General features: G+C 34.7%; 24 protein-coding genes. 7 read left to right on the top strand and 17 right to left on the bottom strand.

Features of this window, described 5'->3' with window-relative positions:
• From A4245_RS13805 to A4245_RS13790, 4 genes are all read right to left on the bottom strand, one after another.
• Positions 1–666, bottom strand: coding sequence for a GntR family transcriptional regulator (locus tag A4245_RS13805; RefSeq protein WP_067728899.1), 666 nt, complete (start codon positions 664–666; stop codon positions 1–3).
• Positions 667–1291: 625 nt separating this feature from the next.
• Positions 1292–2302 (bottom strand): TAXI family TRAP transporter solute-binding subunit, encoded by a 1011-nt coding sequence (locus A4245_RS13800; protein WP_084268806.1) that lies wholly within the window; start codon positions 2300–2302, stop codon positions 1292–1294.
• 35 nt (positions 2303–2337) lie between these two features.
• Positions 2338–4293, bottom strand: a complete 1956-nt coding sequence (locus A4245_RS13795; protein ID WP_084268805.1) for a TRAP transporter permease — start codon at positions 4291–4293, stop codon at positions 2338–2340.
• Positions 4294–4525: 232 nt separating this feature from the next.
• Positions 4526–4834 (bottom strand): HAD family hydrolase, encoded by a 309-nt coding sequence (locus A4245_RS13790; RefSeq protein ID WP_067728897.1) that lies wholly within the window; start codon positions 4832–4834, stop codon positions 4526–4528.
• A 381-nt stretch (positions 4835–5215) separates the two neighbouring features.
• Between A4245_RS13790 and A4245_RS13785 the strand changes: the two genes are divergently transcribed.
• Together A4245_RS13785 and A4245_RS13780 are read left to right on the top strand one after the other, a co-directional pair.
• Positions 5216–6577 carry a M20/M25/M40 family metallo-hydrolase gene (locus A4245_RS13785; protein WP_067728895.1) on the top strand — a complete coding sequence of 454 codons (1362 nt, stop codon included), beginning with the start codon at positions 5216–5218 and terminating at the stop codon, positions 6575–6577.
• Positions 6578–6781: 204 nt separating this feature from the next.
• Positions 6782–8212, top strand: coding sequence for a YfcC family protein (locus A4245_RS13780; RefSeq protein WP_067728893.1), 1431 nt, complete (start codon positions 6782–6784; stop codon positions 8210–8212).
• A gap of 905 nt (positions 8213–9117) precedes the next feature.
• Here A4245_RS13780 and A4245_RS13775 read toward each other — a convergent pair.
• Positions 9118–9282: a DUF2187 family protein gene (locus tag A4245_RS13775; protein ID WP_084268809.1), complete on the bottom strand. Its 165-nt coding sequence runs from the start codon at positions 9280–9282 to the stop codon at positions 9118–9120.
• Positions 9283–9659: 377 nt separating this feature from the next.
• Positions 9660–9863 (bottom strand): DUF1657 domain-containing protein, encoded by a 204-nt coding sequence (locus A4245_RS13770; protein ID WP_067728889.1) that lies wholly within the window; start codon positions 9861–9863, stop codon positions 9660–9662.
• A 396-nt stretch (positions 9864–10259) separates the two neighbouring features.
• Here A4245_RS13770 and A4245_RS20395 point away from each other — a divergent pair, with 396 nt between their 5' ends.
• A complete protein-coding gene (locus tag A4245_RS20395; protein ID WP_199860690.1) occupies positions 10260–10421 on the top strand; it encodes a hypothetical protein in 162 nt (53 codons plus the stop codon).
• A 370-nt stretch (positions 10422–10791) separates the two neighbouring features.
• On the opposite strand, the gene A4245_RS20390 is transcribed toward A4245_RS20395, so the two are convergent.
• Complete coding sequence (locus tag A4245_RS20390; RefSeq protein WP_199860689.1) at positions 10792–10941, bottom strand: hypothetical protein; 150 nt, start codon at positions 10939–10941, stop codon at positions 10792–10794.
• Positions 10942–11262: 321 nt separating this feature from the next.
• On the opposite strand from A4245_RS20390, the gene A4245_RS13765 reads away from it, so the two are divergent.
• Together A4245_RS13765 and A4245_RS13760 are read left to right on the top strand one after the other, a co-directional pair.
• Complete coding sequence (locus A4245_RS13765; RefSeq protein ID WP_067728887.1) at positions 11263–11649, top strand: hypothetical protein; 387 nt, start codon at positions 11263–11265, stop codon at positions 11647–11649.
• 1007 nt (positions 11650–12656) lie between these two features.
• On the top strand, positions 12657–12875 hold the full coding sequence (locus A4245_RS13760) for a hypothetical protein (protein WP_067728885.1): 219 nt from the start codon (positions 12657–12659) through the stop codon (positions 12873–12875).
• 5 nt (positions 12876–12880) lie between these two features.
• Here A4245_RS13760 and A4245_RS13755 read toward each other — a convergent pair whose 3' ends face one another.
• Positions 12881–13060: a hypothetical protein gene (locus A4245_RS13755; protein ID WP_067728883.1), complete on the bottom strand. Its 180-nt coding sequence runs from the start codon at positions 13058–13060 to the stop codon at positions 12881–12883.
• A gap of 17 nt (positions 13061–13077) precedes the next feature.
• Positions 13078–14235 carry an SDH family Clp fold serine proteinase gene (locus tag A4245_RS13750; protein WP_067728881.1) on the bottom strand — a complete coding sequence of 386 codons (1158 nt, stop codon included), beginning with the start codon at positions 14233–14235 and terminating at the stop codon, positions 13078–13080.
• A 234-nt stretch (positions 14236–14469) separates the two neighbouring features.
• Here A4245_RS13750 and A4245_RS13745 point away from each other — a divergent pair, with 234 nt between their 5' ends.
• Positions 14470–15111 (top strand): hypothetical protein, encoded by a 642-nt coding sequence (locus tag A4245_RS13745; RefSeq protein ID WP_157087727.1) that lies wholly within the window; start codon positions 14470–14472, stop codon positions 15109–15111.
• Positions 15112–15352: 241 nt separating this feature from the next.
• Positions 15353–15559 (top strand): hypothetical protein, encoded by a 207-nt coding sequence (locus A4245_RS13740; RefSeq protein ID WP_067728877.1) that lies wholly within the window; start codon positions 15353–15355, stop codon positions 15557–15559.
• 155 nt (positions 15560–15714) lie between these two features.
• Here A4245_RS13740 and A4245_RS20960 read toward each other — a convergent pair whose 3' ends face one another.
• The 8 genes from A4245_RS20960 to A4245_RS13700 all read right to left on the bottom strand — a co-directional run bounded on the left by A4245_RS20960 (position 15715) and on the right by A4245_RS13700 (position 26425).
• Positions 15715–16197: a LysM peptidoglycan-binding domain-containing protein gene (locus A4245_RS20960; protein ID WP_067728875.1), complete on the bottom strand. Its 483-nt coding sequence runs from the start codon at positions 16195–16197 to the stop codon at positions 15715–15717.
• 1295 nt (positions 16198–17492) lie between these two features.
• Entirely contained in the window at positions 17493–17717 is a 225-nt protein-coding gene (locus A4245_RS13730) for a hypothetical protein (protein ID WP_067728873.1), read from the bottom strand.
• Positions 17718–17791: 74 nt separating this feature from the next.
• Positions 17792–17992: a hypothetical protein gene (locus A4245_RS13725; protein WP_067728871.1), complete on the bottom strand. Its 201-nt coding sequence runs from the start codon at positions 17990–17992 to the stop codon at positions 17792–17794.
• A gap of 88 nt (positions 17993–18080) precedes the next feature.
• The gene (locus A4245_RS13720; RefSeq protein WP_067728869.1) at positions 18081–18737 is read right to left on the bottom strand and encodes an Ntn hydrolase family protein; all 657 of its coding nucleotides are present in this window, start codon (positions 18735–18737) and stop codon (positions 18081–18083) included.
• 51 nt (positions 18738–18788) lie between these two features.
• On the bottom strand, positions 18789–19010 hold the full coding sequence (locus A4245_RS13715; protein ID WP_067728867.1) for a hypothetical protein: 222 nt from the start codon (positions 19008–19010) through the stop codon (positions 18789–18791).
• A 331-nt stretch (positions 19011–19341) separates the two neighbouring features.
• Positions 19342–20031 carry a hypothetical protein gene (locus A4245_RS13710; protein WP_067728865.1) on the bottom strand — a complete coding sequence of 230 codons (690 nt, stop codon included), beginning with the start codon at positions 20029–20031 and terminating at the stop codon, positions 19342–19344.
• Between the two features lie 3 nt (positions 20032–20034).
• On the bottom strand, positions 20035–20814 hold the full coding sequence (locus A4245_RS13705) for a hypothetical protein (protein ID WP_067728863.1): 780 nt from the start codon (positions 20812–20814) through the stop codon (positions 20035–20037).
• A 916-nt stretch (positions 20815–21730) separates the two neighbouring features.
• Complete coding sequence (locus A4245_RS13700; protein WP_067728861.1) at positions 21731–26425, bottom strand: DEAD/DEAH box helicase; 4695 nt, start codon at positions 26423–26425, stop codon at positions 21731–21733.
• Positions 26426–26428 lie beyond the last annotated feature (3 nt).

The raw sequence follows: 26428 nt of genomic DNA, 5'->3' as shown, positions 1-26428 counted from the left end.
TTACTTCACTCCTTTTAAATTTAATTCCTTAATAGCTTGACAGTAATAATCCGAGGCGTTCTCCAGATGTATGGCTAGCAGCTCTTGCGCTTTTTCTACTTCCTGTTTTTTCAAAGCATCAACAACAACCTGATGTTCTTCAATAATCTCTTGCTGATGTATTGAAATATACGCTGATGTAACTTCAATTAATGTTTCAATCAAACCATTTAACGAATTCCATAACTGAATAAGCGTTTGATTATTTGTCATTTTTACAAGTAAACCATGGAAAGCCATATCTGATTCCACGTCTCTTATCCCATTGCTATGAGAATCCTGCATTTGCTTGATGTACAAATTTAATGTATCAATATGTTTAGTTAAAGATTCTGAATCAATCTGTGTTAATGCATGCTTCTCTAATAAAATACGACTATCATAAAGATTTTTAATCGCCCTAACATCAAATTTCCCAACTACTGTTCTACCATTTGAAGGCGTTTCAACTAATCTCTCGGCTTCTAACTTTGCTATAGCCTCGCGTATAGGTCCCCTGCTAACATTCAATCGCTTTGATAGTTCAGATTCTTTTAAGTGGTCACCCTCCTTTAATTCATTCAACATTATCTTTTTTCGTAAATAAGTAAGAACCTGCTCACTTACATGATTTTTTTTTATATTCATTAATAACACAGGCTCCTTTTAAAATAATTAACATAATATTCTCATTTGTTAACACTTAACAGTTAACGAATATTAAATACATTGTAATCGCTTACTTTTATTTTGTCAATATGTTTTCAATATAGGGATTTTTTTATAAAGTGAATATTTACATTGCTATTATTGTTACAGTTATTTTAGATTTTTTATTTAGCCTGTCTAAACAACTGACAGCTGGATTTGAAAAATTATCAGTAGGTGTTCATGAGCTGCATAGGATCTCCAAGTCTCGTATGTCATTGACGATTTAACGATGACTATATGATTCATTTTCACAAAAATTAAGGGAAAAAAATTAAAAACAAGATTCAAAAAGAAAATGCTTTTTTCAGTGATAGAAAGTACAGGAAAGAAGAGGCCGGGACATAACTAGCCAAAAATAACTAAAAAATGGTTCCAATCATCAGTTTTTGATGATCAGAACCATTTTTCGTATAATGATTTCCATTATCTATTGTTTGTTTTCTGTTCATGGTGGTGCTTCGACGTAATAACTCCTTTTTTTGGCTGAAAAAAGTTTATTCGTATTAAAAATTGGCGATTACTAAATGTAGGTCGCCAATTTTCAGAGAAACAAATATATGTTTTATTCTTCCACCAATACATCTACTTCCTCATAATAGCGTTTTGCACCTTCATGAAGCGGAATACCGGAAAGATCTAATGTAGCTTCATTTATATCAATTTGTTCTACAATAGGATGTGTCTCTTCTAATTGTTCAAGATTATCCCAGAATACTTTCGTCATTTCATAGACTTGATCATCATCCAACGATGCATCGACTAACAATAGCATTTTTATACCCAACGTATTTACATCTTCATCCTGATTATCATATGTACCTGCTGGAATGGTTACATCCGAATACCAAGGATACTCATCTATTAATGATTCACGCACCTCATCTTCAATGCCAATAAGCTTTCCACCAGCTGTAGCAGTCATTTCTGTAACTGCAGCGGTAGGAACTCCAGCCTGAATTAAAGCTCCATCGATTTGATTATTTCTCATTAAATCGATTGCTTCTGTAAATCCAATAAAGTTTTCTTTAATGCCATCCGGATAGCCGATTCCATAAGCAGGTAAAATAATGCTAGACTCTACTTCCGGTGTACTTCCTATAGCACCTGGGGCAAATCTGCGTCCTTCTAAATCTGCAACAGATTCTACTCCGGAATCCTCTCGAATAACAAATTGATTGGGATTATAATAAAGACCAGCCATGACACGAACATCCTCATATGCACGGTCTTTAAATCCACGCTCACCATTATATGCTTCCCAGACAATACCAGCAGTAGCAAACGTAATCTGACCCTCCCCTTCTTTTAATAGATTCAGATTCTCTACGCCTCCATTCGAACCTTGAGCATTGACACGAATTCCATCCACTTCATTATTCCAAATATTCGCCATCGCCGCTCCTAATGGGTAAATGGTTCCAGTTGTACTTGCTGTTGGAAAGTTCAATTCTGTATTTCCCGAGGATGTTTCATCATCTCCCCCGTCTGCGTTATTACTACCACACGCGGATACGATTAGTGCTAACCCGATTAATATTCCAATTTTCCACAGCTTTTTAAATGATGTTTTCATACTATTTGTCTTCCTTTCCTACCACGATAACTTTATTATTTTGTGATTTTAATCGTTTCAGGGAAATTATCCTGTTCCCTTTGAATTTTCTTTTTCTTTGCTAATTGCCAAACAATACAAATAAGGATTATTCCCATTCCCACAAGGGCAAGCGCAAGACCTGGTGCAATCATGCAAACCCCAGCTATTACAAGTAATATTCTCTCAATAGGAGTTGCCAAAGTAATCAGCCAGCCCTGCAAACCGGAAGCAAATGCGATTACTCCAATAGAAGCAGTAATTACAGGAATAATACTTTCCGAAGGTGCTTCCATATTGATCAATAATGCTGGTTCAAATATGAAAAAGAATGGTAAAATGAATCCGGTTAAAGCCAGTTTCACCGCTGTTAAAGATACTTTCGTTTGATCCGTATTAGCGATACCCGCTGCAACAAATGAGGCAAGTGCAACAGGTGGCGTAACATTGGACAGGCAAGCATAAATCAATACAAACATATGCGCAGCTAACGGCTGGACCCCCAGTTCAACAAGTACTGGTGCTGCTACGGTTGCAACAATAACATAAGCAGCCACTCCAGGAACTCCCATCCCTAGAATAATACTCATGATCATGACTAGAAATGCTGCAATGAAAATACTTTCATTCGTGTATTCCATAATACTATAACCAAAAGATAGTCCAAGTCCTGTCAATGAAACAGTTCCAATAATAATTCCAATGATTGCACAGGCCGCCGCTACACCAACAGCACCTTTTGCTCCATCTTCCAATGCTCTAAGAATCATTTTAAGACCCATTCTCGTATCAGGACGTATCCAGCTTGCTGCAACACAGGCAAGAATAGAAAATACTGCCGCGAATAGTGGTGTATACCCCATAAATAATAGCCCCATTAATACAATGAGTGGAATAGAAAGATGTCCTTGCTTTTTAAGGACATTAACAATATTCGGTATATTTTCTTTTGAAATCCCCTTCAGTCCCAATCTTTTTGCTTCAAAGTGTACAACTAAAATAAGTGTTAAATAGTACAGAAAAGCTGGTACGATTGCTGCTACCATGACAATTGTATAAGAAACACCCAGATACTCAGCCATAACAAAACCAGCAGCTCCCATGATAGGTGGAGCAAATTGTCCACCAGTAGATGCAACAGCTTCTACTGCGGCTGCAAACCTTGCCTTATAACCGTTTTTCTTCATCATAGGAATGGTTATCGTGCCAGTGGTAGCGACATTTGCAAGGGCACTACCATTAATCATTCCCATCATACTGCTGGCTAGAACAGCAACCTTTGCAGGACCTCCAGGCGAGCGACCCGCAATCGTTAAAGCAAGATCATTAATAAATTGGCTAAATCCACTTATTCTAAGAAATGCCCCGAATAAAATGAAAAGAAAGACAAACGTAGCTGAAACACCAATAGCTATACCGAAAATCCCCTGACTTCCCCAAAACATATGATCAATGACCCGATTTATGCTAAAGCCACCATGACCGAAAATACCAGGTACCAAGTAACCAAAGAAGTTATAAAGAAGGAAAATGAAGGCAAGAACTGCTAAATTTCCAACTACTCTTCTCGCTGCTTCAAATACCATTATTATCCCAATCGCACCAAATATGTAATCCTGGTTTAATAAGAAACCGCCTCTTAATGCAATATCATTATAATTCATTAGAAAATAGCCAAAAGATACCAACGATAAAATAATGCATATTATATCAAAGATTTTAGGATATTTAATAACTTCCTTTTTCTTTTTCCGAGCCGGATATAGTAAAAAGGCCATCATCAGTAAAAAGATAATATGCCAGGCTCGCAGGCGAATCGCATCAAGTGCTCCAGTTCCAGCTGCATATAATTGGAATATAGACCAAATAATGCCTAATACTGATATAAAAAATGCTGTTTTGCCAACGTACTTTCTAACTGCTCCTTGTTTCTCGTTGTTTACATCTACTTCTGTTGTCTGAACAGCACTCAAGGATTCACCTTCTCTCTTTCAAATATACTTACTATATAAATATAATGTTATTAAAAAGAATTCGTTTTTTCAAATACTTTTTATTACTTTACAATAATACAAATTCACTAGCTTTTCAAGAAAGTATTTTAATAGTTTAAAAATCCGTACTTATGGAGTTCAGTGGGTTCTATAAATAAGATGAATTATGCCGTGTTGAATAAGTTGCCCGCTGCCCATCCTAAGTTTTGAATCATTTTCTACGACTTGCTTTAGACAGCTTAATAATAGTTAAGATATCTACTGGATTACTATTTACTAGTACGACATCAGCAGTTTCAATTGCAACCTCTGTACCAGCACCGATTGCAATACCTAAATCTGCCTCAGCAAAGGCAGGTGCATCATTAATTCCGTTACCAATCACGGTATCTTTTTTGCCACCTCGTTTTAAATCCTTCACATTATTCGACTTTTCATGTGGTAAAACTTCTGCAATTACTTTTGAAAGCCCGAATTTTTCACCTACATAAGTTGCTACTCGGCTATTGTCTCCAGTCATCATTACTGTTTCTATACCACGATCATTCAATTCTTTAATTAATGTGTAAAACGATTCTCTGCTAAGGAATCTGTTGTACAGTCTCTTTCAAAAACCAAACCATTTGTTTCCGAATCAGCATTATGGTGATTAGACCGGTAAACCTATCCCACTGGTCAAATTGTAATAATAGACTATTCCCTAGCTTCAATAATTACCTCCAAAAACTTCTTGTTTTACGATTTCTATTAATATATAATTCTAGTTACTGTACTAATTTAGTTCTTTACTACTTTAAAGTGATAACTAATATACTTATAGAGTTCTCTATTTTATAAATAAGAAATATCACCTTTATTACTTTTTATTTTGTTTCGTTATTTAAAGAAAGTAGGGATTTCTATGCCTTTAAAAGAGATTCAATCTGTCCTATTAGACAAAAAAGAAGAATACCTGGAACAATTATTTATTCTATTACGCCAAAAAAGTATTAGCACACAAAACGACGGGATTACGGATTGTGCCGAACTTCTTAAAAATATAATGGAAGAAATCGGGATTAACACCAAAATTATGAAAACGGATGGGCATCCTGTAGTTTACGGTGAAATGCTGAAGGATGAAAATGCCTTCACATTGCTTTTTTATGGACATTATGACGTACAGCCGCCAGATCCACTGGACGAATGGCTTTCTCCACCATTTGAACCTACCATTCGTGATGGGAGAATTTACGCTCGAGGGGCAGGAGACAACAAGGGACAGCTAATGGCCACGCTTCTTGGGATTAAGACATATATCGATCTATTTGAAGACTTGCCCATTAACATAAAGTTTCTATTTGAAGGAGAAGAGGAAAATGGAAGCCCTCATTTAGCCTCCTTTGTGAAAGAGAATAAAGAACTATTGAAAGCAGATCTTGTTTATACAGCTGACGGGTCTTCACACAATAGCGATTCTCCCCTTATTTTATTAGGAGCAAGAGGATCTCTCCAGTTAGAACTAAAAGCGACGGAAGCAAAATGGGATAATCACTCCGGAAATACAGGAAATATCGTGCCAAATCCAGCTTGGAGATTAATCGACTTACTGCAGACAATGCGTGATAAGGATGGAAACGTGTTAATAGAAGGATTTTATGATCATATCCGCAAGCCTTCACCGAAAGAACAGGAGCTACTTCAAACATTGCCTTTTGATGCGGATGATATTGGAGAGAAAATCGGCTACCCAGGGCTGGAAATGGATGGGGAAAACTATTATCACAAGCTAACGATGGAACCAACCTTTAATATAGCAGGAATCTATAGCGGTTATTCAGGAGAAGGCGTTAAAACAATCATCCCTTCTACTGCAGCCGTGAAATTGGATGTTCGTCTTGTCGTGGACCAAGACCCTGCAGATATTTACAACAAAATCTGCAGACACGTCGAAAAACATGATCCAGGTATTGAAGTGAAGCATTTAGTGTCCATGGAACCGTCAAGGACTCCTGCAGATCTGGATATTGTGGAAGTGGTAACGAATGCAGTTTTCGGGGCTTATCAAAAAGAACCCCTTTTACAGCCTAGTCTAGGGAGTTCACTTCCTGTTTATGTATGGACAAACATTTTAAACACTCCATCCATTATTGTGCCTTATGCGAATTTCGATCAACGAAATCATTCCCCAAATGAAAACATCAAAATGGATTATTTCTTTGATGGGATACAATGTACTTGCCATGTGGTTCACCAACTCGGTGAGTATGCAAAAAATCTATAAATCGATTTGCATAAGGAAGTTTAGTTATGTTGATTCAAAAACTGAAAAAATCCAACAGTTTTTGGCATTCCGCCTTACAGTTGAATAAGGAAAACAGGTGGAGGATGGTACGTTATCAAGATAACACTCATTTTCCGTATAGGCATTATTATTTGAAGTCTATGGAAGGGTATTCTCAGCAAAAATAAAAGGAGATCTAGCTACATGAAAGTTAATGAACAAAACAATGTAAACACAACAAAGACAAAGAACAAGCGAAAAGAACCGCCAAACATCCTTGTCATTTTATTTTGCATGATGATTATAACCGCTGTGACCACTTACTTTGTTCCAGCCGGGGAATATGAACGAACGACAAATGATGAAGGTAGAGAGATTTTAGTCAACGGAACCTATCAGCAAACTGAAGGAAATCCAACAGGGTTTTTAGAATTCTTCAATTCCCTTTATGATGGCATGTCCCAAGCTTCCGGTATCATATTTTTGCTGCTTATTACTGGTGGTGTATTTGGTATTTTAGGGAAGACAGGAGCGATTGAAAGTGCCCTCCATCAAGTCATCAAAAAAATGCACGGTAAAGAAGTTTACCTAATCCCTGTTCTTTTTGCTATTTTTTCTTTAGCTGGAGCCAGTTTTGGTTTGGGATCAGAAGCGATGGTCTATATTATTATCCTGTTGCCACTTCTATTAAGAGCAGGCTTCGATTCCATTATTGCCGTTGCAGTCCCGATGGTTGGTGTAGCTATAGGATACGCAGGTGGCTTTTTAAATCCATACAATGTTGGTGTTGCCCATGGAATTGCTGAATTACCACTGTTTTCAGGGATGGGAGTACGAATCATTTGCTGGCTTATACTCCTCATCGTTAGTGGCACGTATATAACACTCTATGCAAGAAAAATTCAAAAGAACCCAGAAAAGAGCCTAGTATATGATGAGGATCACAATAAAAAGGTAAAAGAAAACAAAGAGGTTATCGAAACTCGTCTAACAGGAAAACATATTTTGATATTAATCTGCCTCGCAGCAACATTTATATCCTTACCGATTGGCATTATTAACTATGGATGGTACTTCAAAGAAATTACTGGGTTGTTCCTCCTAATGGGAGTTGTCGTTGGGATGATTTCGAGGATGAACGTGAATCAAGTGGCTTCCTCCTTTACAGATGGATGTAAGAACTTAATGGAAGGTGCATTAGCTGTTGGGTTTGCTTATACTATTGTTGTAATTCTGCAAAACAGTAATTTAATCGACACTATCGTATATGGCCTAACGAATTTAGCTGGTCAATTTCCTTCCAGCTTTGCAGCCTTTGGTATGTTTCTAGGTCAATTCTTATTAAATCTGCCTGTCAACTCCGGAAGCGGACAAGCTGCGTTATCCATGCCAATCATGACGCCGATAGCAGATTTAGTGGGGGTAAGCAGACAAACTGCTGTTCTCGCATTCCAGTTTGGGGATGGATTCACAAACGCCTTTTATCCGACAAATGGCGGTTTAATGGCTGGAATAGCAATTGCAGGAATCTCTTGGCTTAAATGGGCAAGATTTATGCTCCCATTAGTCATTTTGTTATTCATCACGTGTGCCATCATGGTTACTTTGGTCCATCTATTTGTATGGCCGGCTTAAAAAGGATGAAGTATCACTTTCCTCATGTGATGAAGTAAAATGTCGCTGTGTTTAAAATAGGAGTTTACCGAACATTTAATACCTAACCAAATAATCTAAATCCGCCAACGAATTATAGGAACGAATGCTCGGATATGTTATGATTGAATTAACAGTAGACTGGCTTCAAACGAGGGGCTGGGTGCACCAATTTCCTTCCAGGACATTTCCATGGGAGGAGGTGCCGCCTTTGGATATGAGTGAGGTATTGACGATTATGATTTCCTTCGGCATGTTGATTGCATTCATCATGTCCGACAAATATAAAAAATAACCCCTCATGTGCTTTAGCCGAGCCTTAAGGGGTTATTTTTACCAATTGTGCCCACCCCTCTTGATGGGGTTGGTCTATTGTAGCCGTTCCATGTTACCAGCATGGGGCGGTTTTAATATTGTATGGAGTTGTATAGTTATTATACCACAAGTAATTACGTTACACACCTATTACCCTGGCATCTAATAATATGATCAGATAATAAGCTTTCCTGAGGAATAATGTAAACTTGTCTTAGCGGTCCTAAATATGTCTGTACAATCATTTAGATTCATTTTCAATATATGATAGATAAAAAACTTCTGCAATTCTGTACAGATATTATCAGTATTTGTTGAAAGATAGTGTATGCATTTTGTTGACTTGGGCCCTCGAATGGTATGTTCATAGGCGTAATAATCGGGATAACCGAAACAACCGTAACAATGAGAATGACCAACGAGTTGACAATGTGGAATTTGCAGAAGAATTCCTTGAAGATAATAGTCGAAACATGGATAACAACAAACAAAAATGACTTTTAGTTCATTTTAAGTTTTACATGAAAGGCGCTCTCCAGTATTGGGAAGGCGCCTTTTCATGCTATAACCTATCAGATAATCTCATAATTTTTATGTCCGACGACTGTCTTGTCCCCTTCAAACTCTAAATCGGTAGTATTTTCAGTAACCGATACGATTACTGAATTCTCATAGATTTTTTCGACAACGCCTTTTACCCCGGACTTAAAAGAAATTTTATCACCGATACCTGCAATATTATTTATTTCCAATGGATGTCCCACCTTTACATAAAGTATCTGTTGGATATTGATTTTTCTTTTTAACAATTTAACCTCCAACGTAAAAACATCTTATATAAATTCTCCTATTTTAGGATTAAAATTCCAAGTTAACCTGAAAAGATAAAGGTAGTTTAAAGAACACATTATAATTGTTGATGCTTTTGTTTGGTAGCCGAATCTGGTATTATTTATTTTTTGTTAGAGTGGCCCAATATGGGTCCTTTTTAAACCTCATAACAAATACAAACAAACATTTGAAACTTACCCAAAAAGACATGTGGAATACAAGTCACGCACAGAAAGATATGATGATTTTAATAAGAGGCTGGTTTTATCCCAGCCTCCGTGTCTTACTGTTTATATTGCGGTTCCTCTTGCTCCATTTGCTGGACTCTTGGCTCTACATTCTGTAAGATTGCTTGTGTTTGCTGTGCAGCATTTTGAAACAACTGTTGAGCCTGTTTATTATCCGTTTCAAGTGCAAAAGTTTCAAAACTTGCCTGGGCGCTCTTTAATCCAGCAATTGTTTGCTTAACCTGTGTTATAACTGTCAACTCTAACCCCTCCTAAGTTGGATTTCCTGGTCCATTCAAGTTTTTGATTTTTTGGCGAAAATATACTGCATATTATTTATTATTTTCCTTCAAACCCTGGTAAATCCAAACTATTCCTTTTACCCTGAATCCACACCATCTTCACTATTGGTTACTTTTGACCTGATTCCCTACTTTGATTCTTAACTTAATTAAAAATACCTATTGTTTTTGCTCTAATTTACAGGAATAGAGTAAAAAACTGTTTTTGCCAACTCCCTTTTGCGTGATTAAAGATAATAAAATTGGGTATTTTAAGGATTAAACTTACGACTATTTTAGTCTTGTGTACCTTAACTAACAGATTGAATACAAGGGATATTACTTCATATTTAGCAGGAATGGAGAGATGACGATATGGATAAAAAGAAATTACAAGCAGAAGATACTGCTGTTGCACCAGGTATGGATCCAGAAGATTCTTTTGGAAAGAAGGCAACGAAGTCCGATATTAAAAAAGGTGAATCGACTACTATGACAAGGTTTTCTTATGATGAGTATAATCCAAGTAAAAGGTAATCGGAAATCCAGAATAAAAGGATGATATTCGCGAGGGTATTCTACCCTCTTGAATATTAAAAGAGTAATTGGCCAAAATCTGGCTCATCTCACCCTTTTTTTCCTTGCAATCTCTATCAAACTATTTATAGACTTTGATTTTACGGGAGTAGCAATATTGTTTGTTTTTATTCTTTTGGTCTATTCCATAAATTTGTGGAAACCTGGAAAGGTCAGCCAATAGTAGTCGAAAAAATAATAACTAGGTGTAATTAAACTGAATGAACCAGATAGTGGATTACTGATAAATAATCTTGATACGGATTATAAGATTAATAAAAAAAATATCAAGGTCAATTGGACCATATGATAATTACAATAATAAACGGTTTCACACATTTATATCTTGGGTTTCAGCATTTATTATACAGGCTACCATTGTTTCTATAATGGTTTGCTGCTCTTCACCATTCTTTAATTTTTGTGCTGAACCTACTGCGGTTACTCGATGATATGAAGCAGGTACTAGATGATTATGCATTGTAATGTTTCCTTCTAAATCTTGGGTTTCTGGTATATGGAAAAGCTAACTACTCACAGCACATACCATTTCTTCGACTTACAAGCTTTGTTGTAACAAATTAAAAACATGCGACCAGTTGTTAACTCTGTAGTAATAATACGGATAAAAGAAATCATCTTCTATTTAAAAAAACTCTCATCTTTATAGATAGGATTAAGTATCCAAATTAGTGTAACTGTATTGACTGGCATACTTTTTTCAAGAACGTAACACCATAGCCCAATCATTGCCCAAGCTAGGTGAATATCCTTAGGATGTAAAGAGAGGAGAGATGTTCTAATGGATAACAACAATCCAATGCATCATCAATTTCAAGGAACTTATCAACCTATGGGTCACGATGTAAAAGCAATCTGTCGCCGATATATGAACTACCATGTTGTAGCACAAATGGGTGATGGATCACAATTTGATGGTATTATCGAAAGTATGGACGATGATGGCGTAACCATGTTAGTTCCTGAAGAGGTTGATGCAGAACAAGTAAGGCAGGTTAATGAAGAAGAGGTAGTTAGACAATTTGGCTACGATTTTGATGATTATGACGATTATGGTCGTCCTCGAAGAAGAAGGTTTCGTCGTTTCCGTCGCCAACGTTTTCCATTCCATTTATTTAGGATATTATTCCCTTACCCATATTATTACCCTTATTACCCTTGGTATTGAAAATGGCGGAGGAGACTGGTGATAGGTACTATAAAATTGATTAAAAGGCAGCTTCATGCTGTCTTTTAATATGGAGTAAAGTCAAAAAATAAATATATCATTCATATTATATTAAAAAAGCAGCCGTGGTATTGGCTAGGTGGCTGAACGATTTATCGGATTTTAAAGAACGGTTAGAGGCTTTTGATAAGTATCTTGAAAAAAATGATGCATCAAAAATAATAGAAAAAATAATAATGTCAAAAAAATTGGATTTAAGATAATCAACTCAACTTTCGCATATGAAAAATCCGACTAACCTATTTACCGCGGTCCCATTAGCTGAAGAATGACCCCCGTATAAACGAGCTCATTGTTATATTGTATAATGAGAAGTGTCTGTGTATTCGATCTGGCATTAAAACGTTACCTATTCGTTCACTACGTCATACACATATTGTCTTGTTGTTAGAGGCGGGGGCGAGCCAATATGTATATATAAACCGTTTAGGTTACGGGAGCTATCAAATTACTGCGATTTACTGACATATTTCATATAAAATGAATTTAAAATACCGCTCAGTATGAATCATACCTGAACGATATTTTAAAATAAGATAATTTATTGTTTTTCATATTTTGCGGGGGTTTGGTGGGTGCGGCCTATTAATATTCCCAAAATCAATAGTGCACCCACGATAAAAATCCCATTACACCAAGCTTAATAATTCGTCAAATACTGCTCACGTTCCCACGGATGTACAGTAGTACGGATTCTGTACCATACTGTTTTGCAATTTAAAAACATATCAATTTTATCTTTATATCAACATTTGACAAATCCGTTTTTCAATCGTTTTTCTTCTATTTCAAAATTTCGTGGGTGTTTCGTGGGTGTTTCGTGGGTGTTTCGTGGGTGTTTCGTGGGTGCAGTCAAATCTTAGCTATTCCGTTGCTTTCATATGACCTCATTTTTTAGGTTTTCACCCCCTGATTACAACGATAGTAGTTGTAGGAGGGAATTTCTAATGGAAAAAATTATTGATGGTCATTTGGTTGGGTTTGGATCTGTTAATTACATGGAGCGATTAGAAGCTGATTATTATGCTTGGTTTACGAACGCTGGGATGAGCGAGGTGCAGGTAAGTAGGTATAGCGGTGTGCCGTGTAAGGATGAGTGTGATCGGATTTGTGCGGAGTTGTCTGAGGAGGTTCATTCGTACAAAATAAAAAAGCCTCGGAATTGAGGCTTTTAATACCTGGTAGAACTCACTACTTGATATTGTGGTTGTTGTAATTCCTCGGAGAGCCTTTGAAGCTCGTAAATTTCATCAGAGTATTCAATAATAGGTTCTAACTCAAAACTATACTCATCCTTTTCCAAATTCTTTTCGAGTTCTGAAAAAACGATTTTAAATCTGTCAGTATTCATTTAAATTCCTCCTTTAATTATATTACCACAGGTTTCTTTGCCTTTGCTTCAATTTGTTTTAATAATTGTGTCAAATTTACTTGTTCAGAGCAACCATAACAGATTACAGTTCCATCCTCTGAAATGCTTTTATACCCTTTTTGAATGGGTTTGGGTTTTGCCACATTGATCTGGATTTTATTTACATAGTGGCATTTCGTACATTTAACATCAACAAAAAATATATCTCTTTCCTGTGGTTTTTGAGGGGTGTTATTTTGACCATTTAAATGTCTATATATTTGAGAATCACCTGTTTCAATGATTTTGAAGATATTACTATCAAAACTCTTGCTTAATAGCGCCCTGTATCTTTTGATTGCCTCGTCAAGTTCAGGAATATCTTCATAATTAGTAATTTTCAATTTCATTTCTTCTAAATCTTTTATACGTAAAGATCTTCCATGGGTTTTCCATTTTTCATGGTTACATAATTCTGTTGCTATTTCCTCAGCTCTTTGGCTTTTTTTCTCCTTAGTTACTTCTATGCCAGAACCAGAGTGAACATTCCAATCCTTAAATTTATACGATATCAACCATTGTTTAACGAGGTCTTTCGCAAAATCCAAGGAATTCTGTGCGCTTTCCAATTCTCCCGGTGATATTCCCTGAAGAATTGGAATATATGCTTGATTAAGATGATTTTTCTGTTCAACTTCATCTTTAATTTTTTCAAAACCCTTAATTAAAGCGTCGGCTGAAAAAGTCTTACCCTGCCATGATAATTGTGCGTCGATTGGTCCTAATGCTGAAGTGCTGTCCATTAAAATATCATCGCAAGCCATAGCTATAATTGTTCCAGCGCTTTTTGCCCAACCAGGAATAATCACTGCTATGTTTTTATATTTGTTCCTTAATGTCTTCACAATGTCTTCGGCTACTTCTCCCGAACCACCAGGTGTTTCTAAAATAAGGTCAACACTATCACCATGTAAATTTGACAGTTGGTCATAAAATGGAATTAAGTCGTCATAAGTTAATGAGATTGGCGCCTGATTTTTACTATAATCAGCAGCGTAAACAATTACATCACGGTTGTTTCTTAATGAGGAGATTTTTTTTAATAATCTCTTTCTTTCAGCGGTTATTTCATCAAAGTTCATATTTTTGTCTATGTATTCCCAATATATTCCCATCTTTTTCTCCCCCTCCTTATTTATCTTCTAAAATATAGTATTCGACACCTGTGAAGAAAGTCCTTTATATAATAAATATTTTTTTATATTAAAATTCAATTTCAATAAAAAACCCCAACTGTTTCAGCAGGAAGGATCGTGTATAGCGGTCTTTTTTGTTGCTTAAATTAATTTAATAAAATAGGAGGAATTACTATGCGTTTGTCTAATTATATATTAAGGGAGGGAAATTTTATGTCGAATGATGAAAAATTAAGCGGGAGAAAAAAATTTGATATTATCGTGGAGTCTGGATTGCAGCTTATACCTACTGTAGGAGGACCATTGGCTACTGCCTATTTTGGTACAAAAAATGAGAAAAGGTTTAAACGGATAGAAAGCTTTTACGAAGAGTTCTCCCGTCAAATGCAAGAAATTGATTATAGATTTAAGTCAATTAAATCACACGATGAGGACGCTTTAATTGCAATTATTGAAAGGTTAAACGAGAAGATAGAGCAAGAGGTTCTTGAAAAGAAGAGATCTTACTTCAAAAATTTCCTAAAGCATACTCTTTCTGAATCAACTAATAAGAATAACTTTGATGAACGTAGGTATTTCATTGACACCTTAGCGGATATGACTTTGCTAGAAGTAGAATTATTAAATTACTTAAAATCTATTCATCCCGATATGACTTTAGTTGGATCAATAAACAAGCCCGGTGTCGAACAGCCCGTTATCGTTGGTGCAGTTGGAAGAATTAAAAACTACGGATTTATTAATGCATCTCAGCAAAGTATGACCATTGGAAATGGATCAGATAATGCATTAAATCAAGCCATAAGTTTAAATAGCTTTGGCCAAAAATTCATTGGTTTTTGTCTAAGGAATTAATTTTTTTCTAAACATATAAAAACAAGTAAAGACAATTATTATCAACCATAACCACCAATATTTTATTAATAGTTGCCCCTGTGTCAAATTAATAAAATCATTTGTGATTTTCAGCATGAATTCATCTCCTTGCATAAATTTAAAAAATAAACCCACAATTGTTTCCATAGCTGCATTATTAAATTCGCGAGTTAAAACGTATATCTTGGATATCCTATAAACAAAAAACAGGAGAAAACCAATGAAAAATTTACCCCGTAGCAGAGCAATTGAAATTATAAACGAATTCCTAGAAGAAGATGTTTCCGAAATATTTAACGAGCAAGCAGATAATGCAGGAGAACATTGCGACCCTAGCTTTGTGGTAACGAACATCAAAGGAGAATCTGTTCAAGTTTTTGTTGATTGGAATGAAGAAGAAGATATTTTATCCTACTCAATAAATTAAGATTTCAAGGCCGAATAAAAAAAAGCACCTAACTGTTTCCGCAGCTGAGGGCTTTAAATTACTATATTAAAAAGATACATAATTTAATTTTTAATACACATAATAAGGTGGCTGCTTTAGAGCCACCCTTCAGTACCCCTTCTTAGGAAGGGGTTTTAATTTAAATATCTCGCTAAAGTCAATTTGTGAGAAATAAAATAACCCCTCAACTGTTCAAAAACTCGAACATAACTAGGATTACCAGTGATATACAATCCTGACTTAAGCTTGTACATCGTCGATCCGTCAACGGTTAATATTTCTGCAATCGTAAATAATTCTCCTGAACTGACTGTTGAATGTCTTGCATTCCAATCTGGTACATCATACACCAACAAGCTTGAAACAATAACCTGAACATATAGATTACCTGAAGAACCAGATCCACTCACTTTTAATACTTGTCTCGGATAAATAGTATTGTCAGTTAACCCGTTCAACGCTTTTAGTTCATCAACTGTCATGTTATGATCCTGTGCAATACTCCATAAAGTGTCACCGGATTTGACAGTGTAAGTTCCAGCAGCACCGCCACTTTTCTTTTTCAGGCCAAAATGAGAAGCAATAGCATCAGCCAAAGCCTTACCTGTACGGTCCATAACAATATTATCTCTCATCTGAACAATAAATCTGGCGGACCCAACATTTTTGCCATAAGTCCTTCTATTTGTAACATGTTTAACGAAAGATAACATAAGTTGATTAACGTGCGACTTACATCATTTTCGCAGGATACGTCTTGTAATATTTTTAGCAGTGAATAATTCCTTTTCACGATATTGCGTTACTCCTTTGTTACTCATAAATAAAGCTTACAGTTGGCTGGCTATTTTTTCACACTTCTTAAATCTAGTAGAAAGAATTGCTGAAAAGACCGTATTTATTACGTTCTTTCATAGACGAGTTTCTTCTATATTATATGGGAGGTCATAAACCGCTTTAAATCAACGTATTTCCCTATTTGTATTTCATGGGATTTTAACGGATTTTTCGTAAAGGGTATTCAAGGGGTATTCAAAAACGTATTCAAAAAAATACGCTGGCAGGCTATATACAGGAAACCTATTTGATTTCTTGTTTTTTAGATTTTTGCTCAATTCATTATAAGAATTGGAGTATTTATTTGCTTATCTTTGTTGCTGCTTTTTAATTAATCTAATTTCTCGTATCTGGCGGTTGAACATCGGTGGTTGGGGTCTACATAGCGCTTGAAACATTGATATAACAATAATTTTCATGTGTTATGTGTAAAAGTAAATCAATCTCCTTCTGCAAAGAAACGAAAAATCATATTCTTTCACTGTACAACGTGTTCGATACTATAATACTTAATAAGATTAATGTTATTAATGCAATAGAATTCACGATATGAATCAAATATAGTAGTCCATATTTAAAATCAGGTATTCACTATCGTCATGGTGTGAATACTTCACTCGTAATGAAGAGGTCTAGGGTTCAAGTCCTCTTACCAGCAATTACTAGAAAACCTAATCCATCAATGGTTAAAGACTTTTTTATTTAATTAAAATCTTCTAATACAATGCATTTCTTGACCAATCGTTGAATATTTTTAAAAATAGAATGTTCGTATATAGCTGAAATTTTTTGAAACCATCTTCTCTCACTTGTTGCATATCGCATCATGGGTTTTTGAGCGGATGATTACATCATTCCCCACATCTAACCACCATAAAAATGCAACAAAACACACGATAAAGACCTTTATAAATCAACATTTACATATTTTATCCATACATAGAAACCCCATTTTTAAAACTTCTCGATGGTTTTTCAGTGGATTGAAATTGTAGCTTTATTCCGCTATTTATCAGTACTTCCATCAACTGCCGCATAAATTTCAACCTAGGTTGCTGATTGAATAAAACCGATTCTATTCTCCAAGATACCCATTCAATTTCTTTCTCGAAATATGGTAAGTCCATATAGATGACATTTTAACAGCACAGCCAAAATTAAATACTTTTTGCCGTATGCCTATTCTGATGAATCGTTGTGATACTCCCATCATTTCGGCTGCTTCCTTAGCTTTAATATTTTTCGATAAATGACTATTGGGATCTATAGTTAATTTTGAATCCGTTCTATTCTGATTCATACATTCACCTCCATTATTGGTTTAAATTCGATAGATATAATTAAAATCCTTCCCAATAGAAAAAGCACCCTTTACTATTCGGGTGCTTCCATAATTCCATGATAAGTTCCAAGTCTTTCAATGGAAAAATCATTAGGATTAAATTTTCTTTTGGATTGATAAACTTCTTTCTCTTCTCTATTTTTCTCATCAATCCATAATTTTATTGCATCTATGCTACTGTCAGCTTTCACTACAAATTTATCATTTGAATATCTTATCAAATATAAACTCACATTATCTCCTCCTGCCTAGTCTATTCGACAAAATGAGAGTGGTAATCCTTCTTTTAATTAAGATTATTTCCCCGTAAAAAGAACCTCATTAGCATTCTGATTCAATAAGACTAATATTCTTATGTTTGTAAAATTTCGTATAACCTTTTGTTAATACCAATACATCAATAGGTCCTCCACACGGATTATGCCCTTTGATAACCTCGTAATCTATTGCAGTTTTGATAATTAATTCCGCAAATTCAATAGCACTTTCCAGTGGAATAGGGTTTGAATTAATATCGATATTAGAATATCGTTTATCAACCTGTTCTATATCCCCTCGCCAAATGGCATGGTATGGTTTTCTGTTGCTAAAATTTAGTACATAAGCATCCTCACAAATAGTATAAGCAATAGGGTCACCTTTATCATATCCACAAGCAATAAAACAAACTTCACTTCCTGGATGAAGTGACATGTATTCGTGCAGTTTTTTACTGATTTCTTCCAAAGTGTCATTTTCATTAATATACTTGTCATCAAACTCTTTTAATAATCCTGGTACTGGCTTTTTATCTATATGTGTTTTCCCGTGATAACTTATCCCTACAGTTCCTTTTCGAAGTAGCGATATCTTATATTCATTGTCCCGCTCAACAGTTTTACACTCCCTTCCATTAGGGTAAGTTGTGGTTAAAGTTACTCTACTATCGGCGGCCATAACTATTCCATCTGGAACAAAAACTGAAGCTAAAATAGTCATTCTTATCCCCTCCTGTCCTTTATTTACTATATCTAGTGGCAGGGTGGGATTTTATTTTAAACTAGCAGTACCTCTTGCGAAATTATATTTACTGTTACAATCTTCGCAATCGCAATAGATATCGCTTTCCCTAAAACCGGGTATATCATCTTTTTCATAATAGACAGTACCATTTCCGCAAGGACAGACATATTCTTTCTTGATAATCTGACCACTGCCTGCCCCGTAACCTTCATGAGGAATCTCTGAGGATTCTTTTAGTTTCAACTGCATTTAATCACCTCCTCCTGCCTACTTTATTCGACAGGAGGAGTGAAAACCCTTCTTTTCACCTATGATAATTAAACCATAAAAATGCACCCGTTTGAGCGAGGGGATTCATTATGTAAAAAATAATAAAAGGTCATTTGGTTTGTTTTTAACTGTTAAGGAAATGCGGCGCTTAAAGGACGATTAATATGGTAAGTTTACAAATGCTGGAATGAGTGAGATTAATAAGAGAACTTCTGATGGTGTTCCGAGTCAAGAAGATTGTGATCAGATTTGTGCGGAGTTGTCTGGGGAAGTTTTTTAATAAATTGAAATAGCCCTCAAATGAAGGGCTTTAAATATCTTTATATAACATAGGTCTTATGAATAATAATAAATCCAAATCCTCTTCAGGAGTTCTGTTCTGCATTATAACGACTGTTTTGTTCGCGGTTATCATAAAATCATAACTTGCTTTTTCAAAAGCAATTGAGCAATTTAATGAGCTTAGTTTACCTGCAGCTTCATATCTATTGTAATCCTCACTCAGATTAACTCTATCTCCATAAAGGGCAACACTTCTGAGACTTCCATCGTTAAACCCGTTCAACCATCCTCCCCAAACATTTTGCGTATGTTGGATAAGATAAGGGAAATCAACATTTGAACGGGATAAACTAAATTCTTCAGGATAGTGTTTTTCAAACTTTTTCTTAAAATCATTCACGGATGATTTGTTTCCCTCAATTAGCATTAAACTAAAATGCTTATTATAATAAACATTCATACTAGAACTCTCTACAAACTTATTAAAAAACAACTCTTCACCATATGCTCTTCCGTATTTTCTTTTTACCTTTTCATGGTGAATGATATACTTATCAAATCCTTTATAGTAGTCCCTTTTAATTAGTTTTATTGAACTTTTGGGTTGTGCATCAACACCGTCCATAGCGAGTTGTTGCTCAGTTGTTTTTATACATCCCTCAGATTCTCCTTCAAACACACTGAAGTTTTGAACATCCAAAAAGTGATATGACTTCAAAAATTACTCACCTACCAATGATATGAAATTTATACTAGAATTTTGAAAATCAGTTATATTTGATGTGGTACACTCTATAGATTTATCAGTAATCTTGATATTTCTTTTGCCAGCTGTTGTTGTCTCTTGTATAGAATACCATAACGAACTAATTGTTTTTAAATCTACGTTTTTTGTGATTAATCTAATAAAAGGGTTTTTACCCCTAAATTTTATCTTGAAATTAAAAGTTGTTACATCGGGTCGAAGATTTTTCTCTATTATACTAAAATACGGGATTATGTTTTCTCCAAATGCTTTTATTGAATAATCATAGGAACTATTAAAATCAACAATATTACAATATACTTTACCGATAACTCCAGTGCCTTCGTCATTTTCAATATCAACGTATTCAAAATTATAGTTAAGCCCATTAACTGTAAGTTTTACCATAGTCTCACTAACTTCAAAATAATCACTAACTTGATTCCCTTTTCTAATTTCATTAATAGCTCTTTTGAAATTTTCTTTATCGAATTCACCTTCAAAGTTAGAAGAAACATTCCAAATAGCGGTTGAGTTAGTTAATATAATCCAAATCTTAGTAACAAACAAATTAAATTTTTTCCAGTAATTAAAAAGAGTTGTAACTAAACCTATAACCCCTATTGTTATTTTTAAAGTATCAAACCAATTGGATGCTATCGTTCCTATATTCCTGTATAAAAATATTGAGATTAAGCTTATTAAGAGAACTATAACGGGTAACCAGAATTTTCTATTGTATAAAATTCTCTGCATACATGTCTCCTCCTTAAATTTAATCTCTTTTTATTTAATAATAAGCAAAGAAATAATTTATGTAAATAAATTTAAGACATCTAAAGTAGAAAAATTTTTTAATATGTACTAATTAACCTTACCAAGTAACTCTTTACAATCGCCCCTTGAACAAGCAATACTATTTTCAATATCAGCTAATTGAGCTTCTGTGTAATTTAGACATCTGTCTAATTCTTGTAGTATTTCTTTCACACCTCAAAAATTCATTATACACAGATTAGTAAATTTTCACAGGAAGAAAGTCCTGTTATTGTTTAATTAAATAAATACAGGATTAGCACGCTTATCCTTCTTATTTTATAGCCGTTTTCTATATAGTTCAGTGAAATAATAATAAAAAAAGTAAAAAAGACGCAGGGCTTTTGGAGGTAATGTAGAATAATTAACTATGAGGGAAAAATAAATTAGCTAGGCATACATTTACAGTGAATTTTATCAAGACTTTATTTTCAGTATTTGACCGGACTTATTTACTTAAAAGCTATCTTTTTAGTATTTTCATTTTTACTGTTATTTTTGGGGTTAATTTAGTTGCAATCACGCCTAGTTTTAGATCATTTTATTTTTATTTAAGATGTTAACGTTATTTATTTAACCCCATTGATAGCTCCCATTGGTATGATGTACTTATATTCTATGAATTAGATTGAAATGAAAGTCCCCGCAAACGTGAGGGCTTTTTTCCTTTGGCCTTATCGTAGATTAAAGCTTTCCACACTAAAATCTGGGGTCTGCCAATACCACCACATTCTTTTTTATAATATCATATGACCTATAGTTAATCATTTTTCATACACCCTGACATAAAAATAAAACAGCCCTTTAATTTGGGCTGTTTTTCAACATAATTAATTGTTGTTCCTTTCTTTGGCAATTATTCCTCAATTTTTAACTCCGGCAAACTGTTTACCAAATCAACTGTTTGAACAGATACATTGATTATACGAAGTAGCAAGTTAAAGATATACTTTTCATCTTCTGAATAGTCATTCGGATCATCAACGATACCTGAGTTCTTATCAGTTTTAACTTGATATTGATCAATAATCCATTCAATTGCAGGACGACCGTTTACTACGTATTCATAGGCTTTTTCTGGTATATCCTTAATAGTAATATCACTATTAAATATAATGGTATCCAGCATTCCTTTTTTAGGATGTTTCATCTTTTTAACTTTAAATGAGGGATTAGGATTCATTTTAATTGTTACATTTTCATAAGGCTCTTCCGTTTCATAATTTAAGTGCAAGTCTATGAGTTTCTGACCAACTTCTATAAACTTATTTTTATTTTTCAAAAGTGGAATTCTTGGGAGTACTTTGTTTAAATCATTACTATATTTCTCTTTGTACTCCGGAGAATTTAAGACAGCGTAGATATAGCTAAACAATTCATCGGTTGTTAAATCTAAACCTAGAAAAGAACTTAATGCAATATTGCTATCGTAACTTCCTAAAAGATTATCCTCTCTATAAATATTTTTCAGGAATCCTTGACCGGAATCTTGCAAGTGTAGATTAGGAACTTTATTTACCACTAAAGCAGAAAAGTCTCTACTTGCACCACTTCCTGTAATATAAATTACCTTATTGTCATTACCCATTTTATTTTTATATTGACCTGGTCTTTCTATAATATCTTTATTGTAGAACAACCATTTCTTGACGAAAGGACGATACATACTTTGGGTAAGATCACTTTTATCCAACTGAATCTTTTCGTTTTTCTTAAATTTTTTAGTCAGATTTACTGTCCACTTAATATAGCTTGGATCCATATTTCTTTTATCCTGTCTTTCAGTAGAATCCTTTATGTTGGATAAACGAGTTAATTCATGATTATAATTTCCTACCATTTGTAGAGCATTATTTTCTACTTTATCTTTGGAAAAACCATAAACCCAAGCGTCTCTATTTGTACTTATCCCTATGGCCTTGTGATTGAAAAATTCTTCAATAGAGGGATAGTTATTATATTTAGTATCCCTTTGATTTATCCAGTCGTGATTTTCATCTGGGATGATTTCTTGCCATTCCAGCCCATCAATGGATTTCTTTTCTGATAATATGCTGAGCTTATCCTCTCTACTTAAGTAATCTCCTATATCGTTATAATAGATTTTATGAATTTCAGAACCATCTTTTACTAAAACAGTAATCGCTATTGGCGTTCTACTGCCTGAGCCAAATATTTTACCTCCTTCTTTTCTAGATTGCTCACCTTGAGTACGTTGGTCCCCTCGTAAATTGAATATATACACGTAATTAAATTCTTCATTTAATGCTTTTCTTACCCCTGCTGTGGAATTACTGTCAATAAATGAAGCATTAGTTACAAAAGAGATTACCCCTTTGTCGGCAATACGGTCAGAAGCCCACCTTAGAGCAAGAATATAAGAATCGTATAGCGCCTTTTTCAACTTTGATTTTGTATGTTTTCCGTAAGTTTTTTCAATTTGTTTATTTAAATAAGGATAGTTTATGTTCCCTCGGTTATCATTTGCATTTTTTTGCCCTACAGAATAGGGAGGATTTCCGACGATTGCAAATATCTTCTCGTTTTTCTGCTTTTGCAACCTAGTGTTATTCTCGTTTAAAAGAATTCCATCGAAGTATTCGTTATGTTCAGTACTCTCAAAAGTATCCGTAAGAACTATTCCTTCAAATGGTTTGTAGTCGTCTTCTACTATACTATGAAAAGTTTCTTCTATATTAATTGCAGCTATATAATAACTGAGCAATACGATTTCATTAGCATGTAATTCTTGAGTATATTTTCGAACTAGGTCTTCCATTTCTATATTCCCTTGGTCTAGTTCTCTCTTTAAGTAATTTAGGATTCTAGTAATAAAAGTACCCGTACCTGTGAATGGGTCTAGTATATGAATGTTCCTATCCCCGATAGATTTAGAAAAATGTTTACTTAGAACAACGTCAACTGAGCGAATAATGAAATCCACCACTTCTAGTGGTGTGAAAACAATACCTAAACGATCGGTCGTCTCCTTGAAGCCAACTTTAAAGAACTTGTCGTAAAGCTGTATTATAATTTTTTGCTTAGCTTCCAAGTTGTCAATACCCTCTGCCCGAATACGAACACTTTCATAAAAACCTTCTAACTGTTCTTGTTCTTTCATAAGCCCTTGTTTATCTAATATGTCTAAAATGGATTCCATTGATTGTGATACGGGGTTATTATTCACAAAGCTATACGAGTCAAATAACGCCTCAAATATAGGCTTTGTAATCAAGTGTTGTGACAACATTTCAATTGCTTGTTGTTCCGTAATAGAATCATTAATGTTATGATGAAGACTTTTTACAAACTTTTTAAATTCGTTATAGGCATCACTTTTTTTATCTTCCAACATAACATTAATTCGCAATATATGCTTTTGAGCAATCTCTGCAACATCTTCCGACCATTGTTCCCAATAGCGTACATTACCAACTTTTTGAACAATTTTCCCATAAATGGCTCGCTCTAAGTCTGATAAATCTTCCTCAAACAATACTGATTCTCCAGTTAATTGCTCATGTCCACTCGTTTGCTCTAAACCTTCTTCTGGAGCATCTCCTACAGCTATAATCTGTAATTGATCTGGCTTTTTCTTATTTAATTCAAGCTTATTAATTGTGGCATCAAAGCGTTCATCAATGGAACGAAGAGCGTTTAATATTTCCCAAACTACTGCATAATTTTCGTTATTATCTAATATAGAATGTGCTTCAGCCCCTGCTGGTACCCCAATTGGTAGAATGATATAGCCATAATCCTTTCCTTCCGACTTACGCATAACCCGTCCAACAGCTTGTGCAATATCTATTTTAGATTTTCTTGGTTTTAGAAACATAACTGCATCAAGGTCTGGTACATCTACACCTTCTGTCAGAAAGCGAGCATTAGATAATACCCGACAGGTGTTTTTTGGTACTTTGCTTTTTAGCCAATTGATTTTTTCGTTTTTCTCGACAGCGTTCATTGATCCATCTGCATGTTGAATTTCAATAGAAAAAGGCTCAGAAACGTCACCGCTCTTATATAAATATTCGTCTACTACAGTTGAAAACATTTCAGTGATCTTCTTGGAGTCTTTTATCGTTCCTGTAAACGCAATTGCTCTTTTCATCGGTTCACCTAGCGTTTTATTGCTATTTCCATCCCGTTTAACTAGTCCATTCCAACATCCCACAATCTTGGTGATATCATCAAATGCTAAACCAGATTCGGTATTAGCTAACATATCCTGAAACCGTCTAGCAATGACATCTTTTTCAACAGCTAAAACCATTACTTTATAATCGGTTAGAATACCTTTACGGATAGCATCACCAAATCCAAGGCGATAAAACTCTTCTCCATATGTATCAGGATCATTCATGTCTGCAATAATGATAGAATTTTCTTCAGCTTTTTTCTTAGCATCTTCACCGTAAACACGTGGAGTTGCTGTTTGGTAAAGTCGTTTAGTTGCTTGAACATTACTATTACTATGTACTTTGGTAAACGCTGATGCCTCTTGATTTAACTCTGTCGTACCTGTTGTACGGTGTGCTTCATCACAAATAATTAAATCAAAATCATAAAAGCCATCCCTTTGAGCATCTATAATGACATCAATGGATTGATATGTAGAAAAAACAGCAATAAATTCCGTTGTAATACTTTTTGATTCAATGGTTTCTTGATACTCTAGCAATTTCAGGGCATTTGTTGTGGCTGGGAATCCTATATCTGTAGTTGCAATATCTTCAATTTCTGTGCCAATTCTTTCTTTAGTTACTTTTCGATCGGAACATACTGCGATTGAATCAATATTATATTGAGTGTCTGCGTTCCACGCTCGGAGGGTTTGTGATAGTAGTTGGATACTTGGTACTAAATACAACACCTTAAAAGTACCTTCTTTTTCTGATGCCATTTTTTCCGCAATCGCCAGTGAAGTAAATGTCTTCCCCGTACCTGGAGCCATAATGAGTTTTCCCCGATTAGCATTTTTGAATCCATCTATAACAGCTTCAATCGCTGGTTTTTGATGAGGTCTTGGTGTTTTCCTATCTTGTAGAAAAACCTCTTTAGGTCTATGGAATGAATATTGAGACCAATCAATACGACTGTCAGCTAAATCGGATAAAGAAATCCGCATGATTGCCTTATTACGATTATTCAAAGCGTCATCTGCATTCTTACTCCATTTATCAGTTGTTGTAACAATTAAACCTTCTGTATAATAATTTTTTCCAATTTCATTTAAAAATGAATCAATATGTTTTTTTTGGATAATAGTATCTTTTGAATAAAATTTACATTGAACAGCTACTAAATCCCCTGTATCTCGTTTTCTGGCAACTAAATCAACACCTGTGTCATGTTTTGGAATATTATATTCTATCGGCACTTCATTCAAAGGCCATACTGCATCAAATAAACGTGTATACATTGGTTCATGTGTTAAATAAGCGGAAATTAACAATTCAAAAAGTGTACCTCGATCTCTTTGTTCACGTTCTACTGTATCAATCTCTTGAATAAGTTCTAGAAAACTTTTATATGGTGTTGTTTCCATTTT

This window comes from Oceanobacillus damuensis, assembly GCF_001618145.1.
Lineage (GTDB): Bacteria > Bacillota > Bacilli > Bacillales > Amphibacillaceae > Oceanobacillus > Oceanobacillus damuensis.
The sequence above is the reverse complement of the archived record's forward strand: the minus strand, read 5'-3'. Positions and strand labels throughout refer to the sequence as shown.

What these genes read in the sequence shown, in the direction of transcription:
- A4245_RS13800 (WP_084268806.1), bottom strand. Translation starts at nt 2,302, where the DNA reads ATGAAAACATCATTTAAAAAGCTGTGGAAAATTGGAATATTAATCGGG.
- A4245_RS13780 (WP_067728893.1), top strand. Translation starts at nt 6,782, where the DNA reads ATGAAAGTTAATGAACAAAACAATGTAAACACAACAAAGACAAAGAAC.
- A4245_RS13765 (WP_067728887.1), top strand. Translation starts at nt 11,263, where the DNA reads ATGGATAACAACAATCCAATGCATCATCAATTTCAAGGAACTTATCAA.
- A4245_RS13715 (WP_067728867.1), bottom strand. Translation starts at nt 19,010, where the DNA reads ATGCAGTTGAAACTAAAAGAATCCTCAGAGATTCCTCATGAAGGTTAC.
- A4245_RS13750 (WP_067728881.1), bottom strand. Translation starts at nt 14,235, where the DNA reads ATGGGAATATATTGGGAATACATAGACAAAAATATGAACTTTGATGAA.
- A4245_RS13790 (WP_067728897.1), bottom strand. Translation starts at nt 4,834, where the DNA reads ATGACTGGAGACAATAGCCGAGTAGCAACTTATGTAGGTGAAAAATTC.
- A4245_RS20390 (WP_199860689.1), bottom strand. Translation starts at nt 10,941, where the DNA reads ATGCATAATCATCTAGTACCTGCTTCATATCATCGAGTAACCGCAGTA.
- A4245_RS20960 (WP_067728875.1), bottom strand. Translation starts at nt 16,197, where the DNA reads ATGGACCGTACAGGTAAGGCTTTGGCTGATGCTATTGCTTCTCATTTT.
- A4245_RS13720 (WP_067728869.1), bottom strand. Translation starts at nt 18,737, where the DNA reads ATGACTATTTTAGCTTCAGTTTTTGTTCCAGATGGAATAGTTATGGCC.
- A4245_RS13730 (WP_067728873.1), bottom strand. Translation starts at nt 17,717, where the DNA reads ATGAATCAGAATAGAACGGATTCAAAATTAACTATAGATCCCAATAGT.
- A4245_RS13755 (WP_067728883.1), bottom strand. Translation starts at nt 13,060, where the DNA reads ATGAATACTGACAGATTTAAAATCGTTTTTTCAGAACTCGAAAAGAAT.
- A4245_RS13760 (WP_067728885.1), top strand. Translation starts at nt 12,657, where the DNA reads ATGGAAAAAATTATTGATGGTCATTTGGTTGGGTTTGGATCTGTTAAT.
- A4245_RS13705 (WP_067728863.1), bottom strand. Translation starts at nt 20,814, where the DNA reads ATGCAGAGAATTTTATACAATAGAAAATTCTGGTTACCCGTTATAGTT.
- A4245_RS20395 (WP_199860690.1), top strand. Translation starts at nt 10,260, where the DNA reads ATGGATAAAAAGAAATTACAAGCAGAAGATACTGCTGTTGCACCAGGT.
- A4245_RS13700 (WP_067728861.1), bottom strand. Translation starts at nt 26,425, where the DNA reads ATGGAAACAACACCATATAAAAGTTTTCTAGAACTTATTCAAGAGATT.
- A4245_RS13740 (WP_067728877.1), top strand. Translation starts at nt 15,353, where the DNA reads ATGAAAAATTTACCCCGTAGCAGAGCAATTGAAATTATAAACGAATTC.
- A4245_RS13785 (WP_067728895.1), top strand. Translation starts at nt 5,216, where the DNA reads ATGCCTTTAAAAGAGATTCAATCTGTCCTATTAGACAAAAAAGAAGAA.
- A4245_RS13805 (WP_067728899.1), bottom strand. Translation starts at nt 666, where the DNA reads ATGAATATAAAAAAAAATCATGTAAGTGAGCAGGTTCTTACTTATTTA.
- A4245_RS13745 (WP_157087727.1), top strand. Translation starts at nt 14,470, where the DNA reads ATGTCGAATGATGAAAAATTAAGCGGGAGAAAAAAATTTGATATTATC.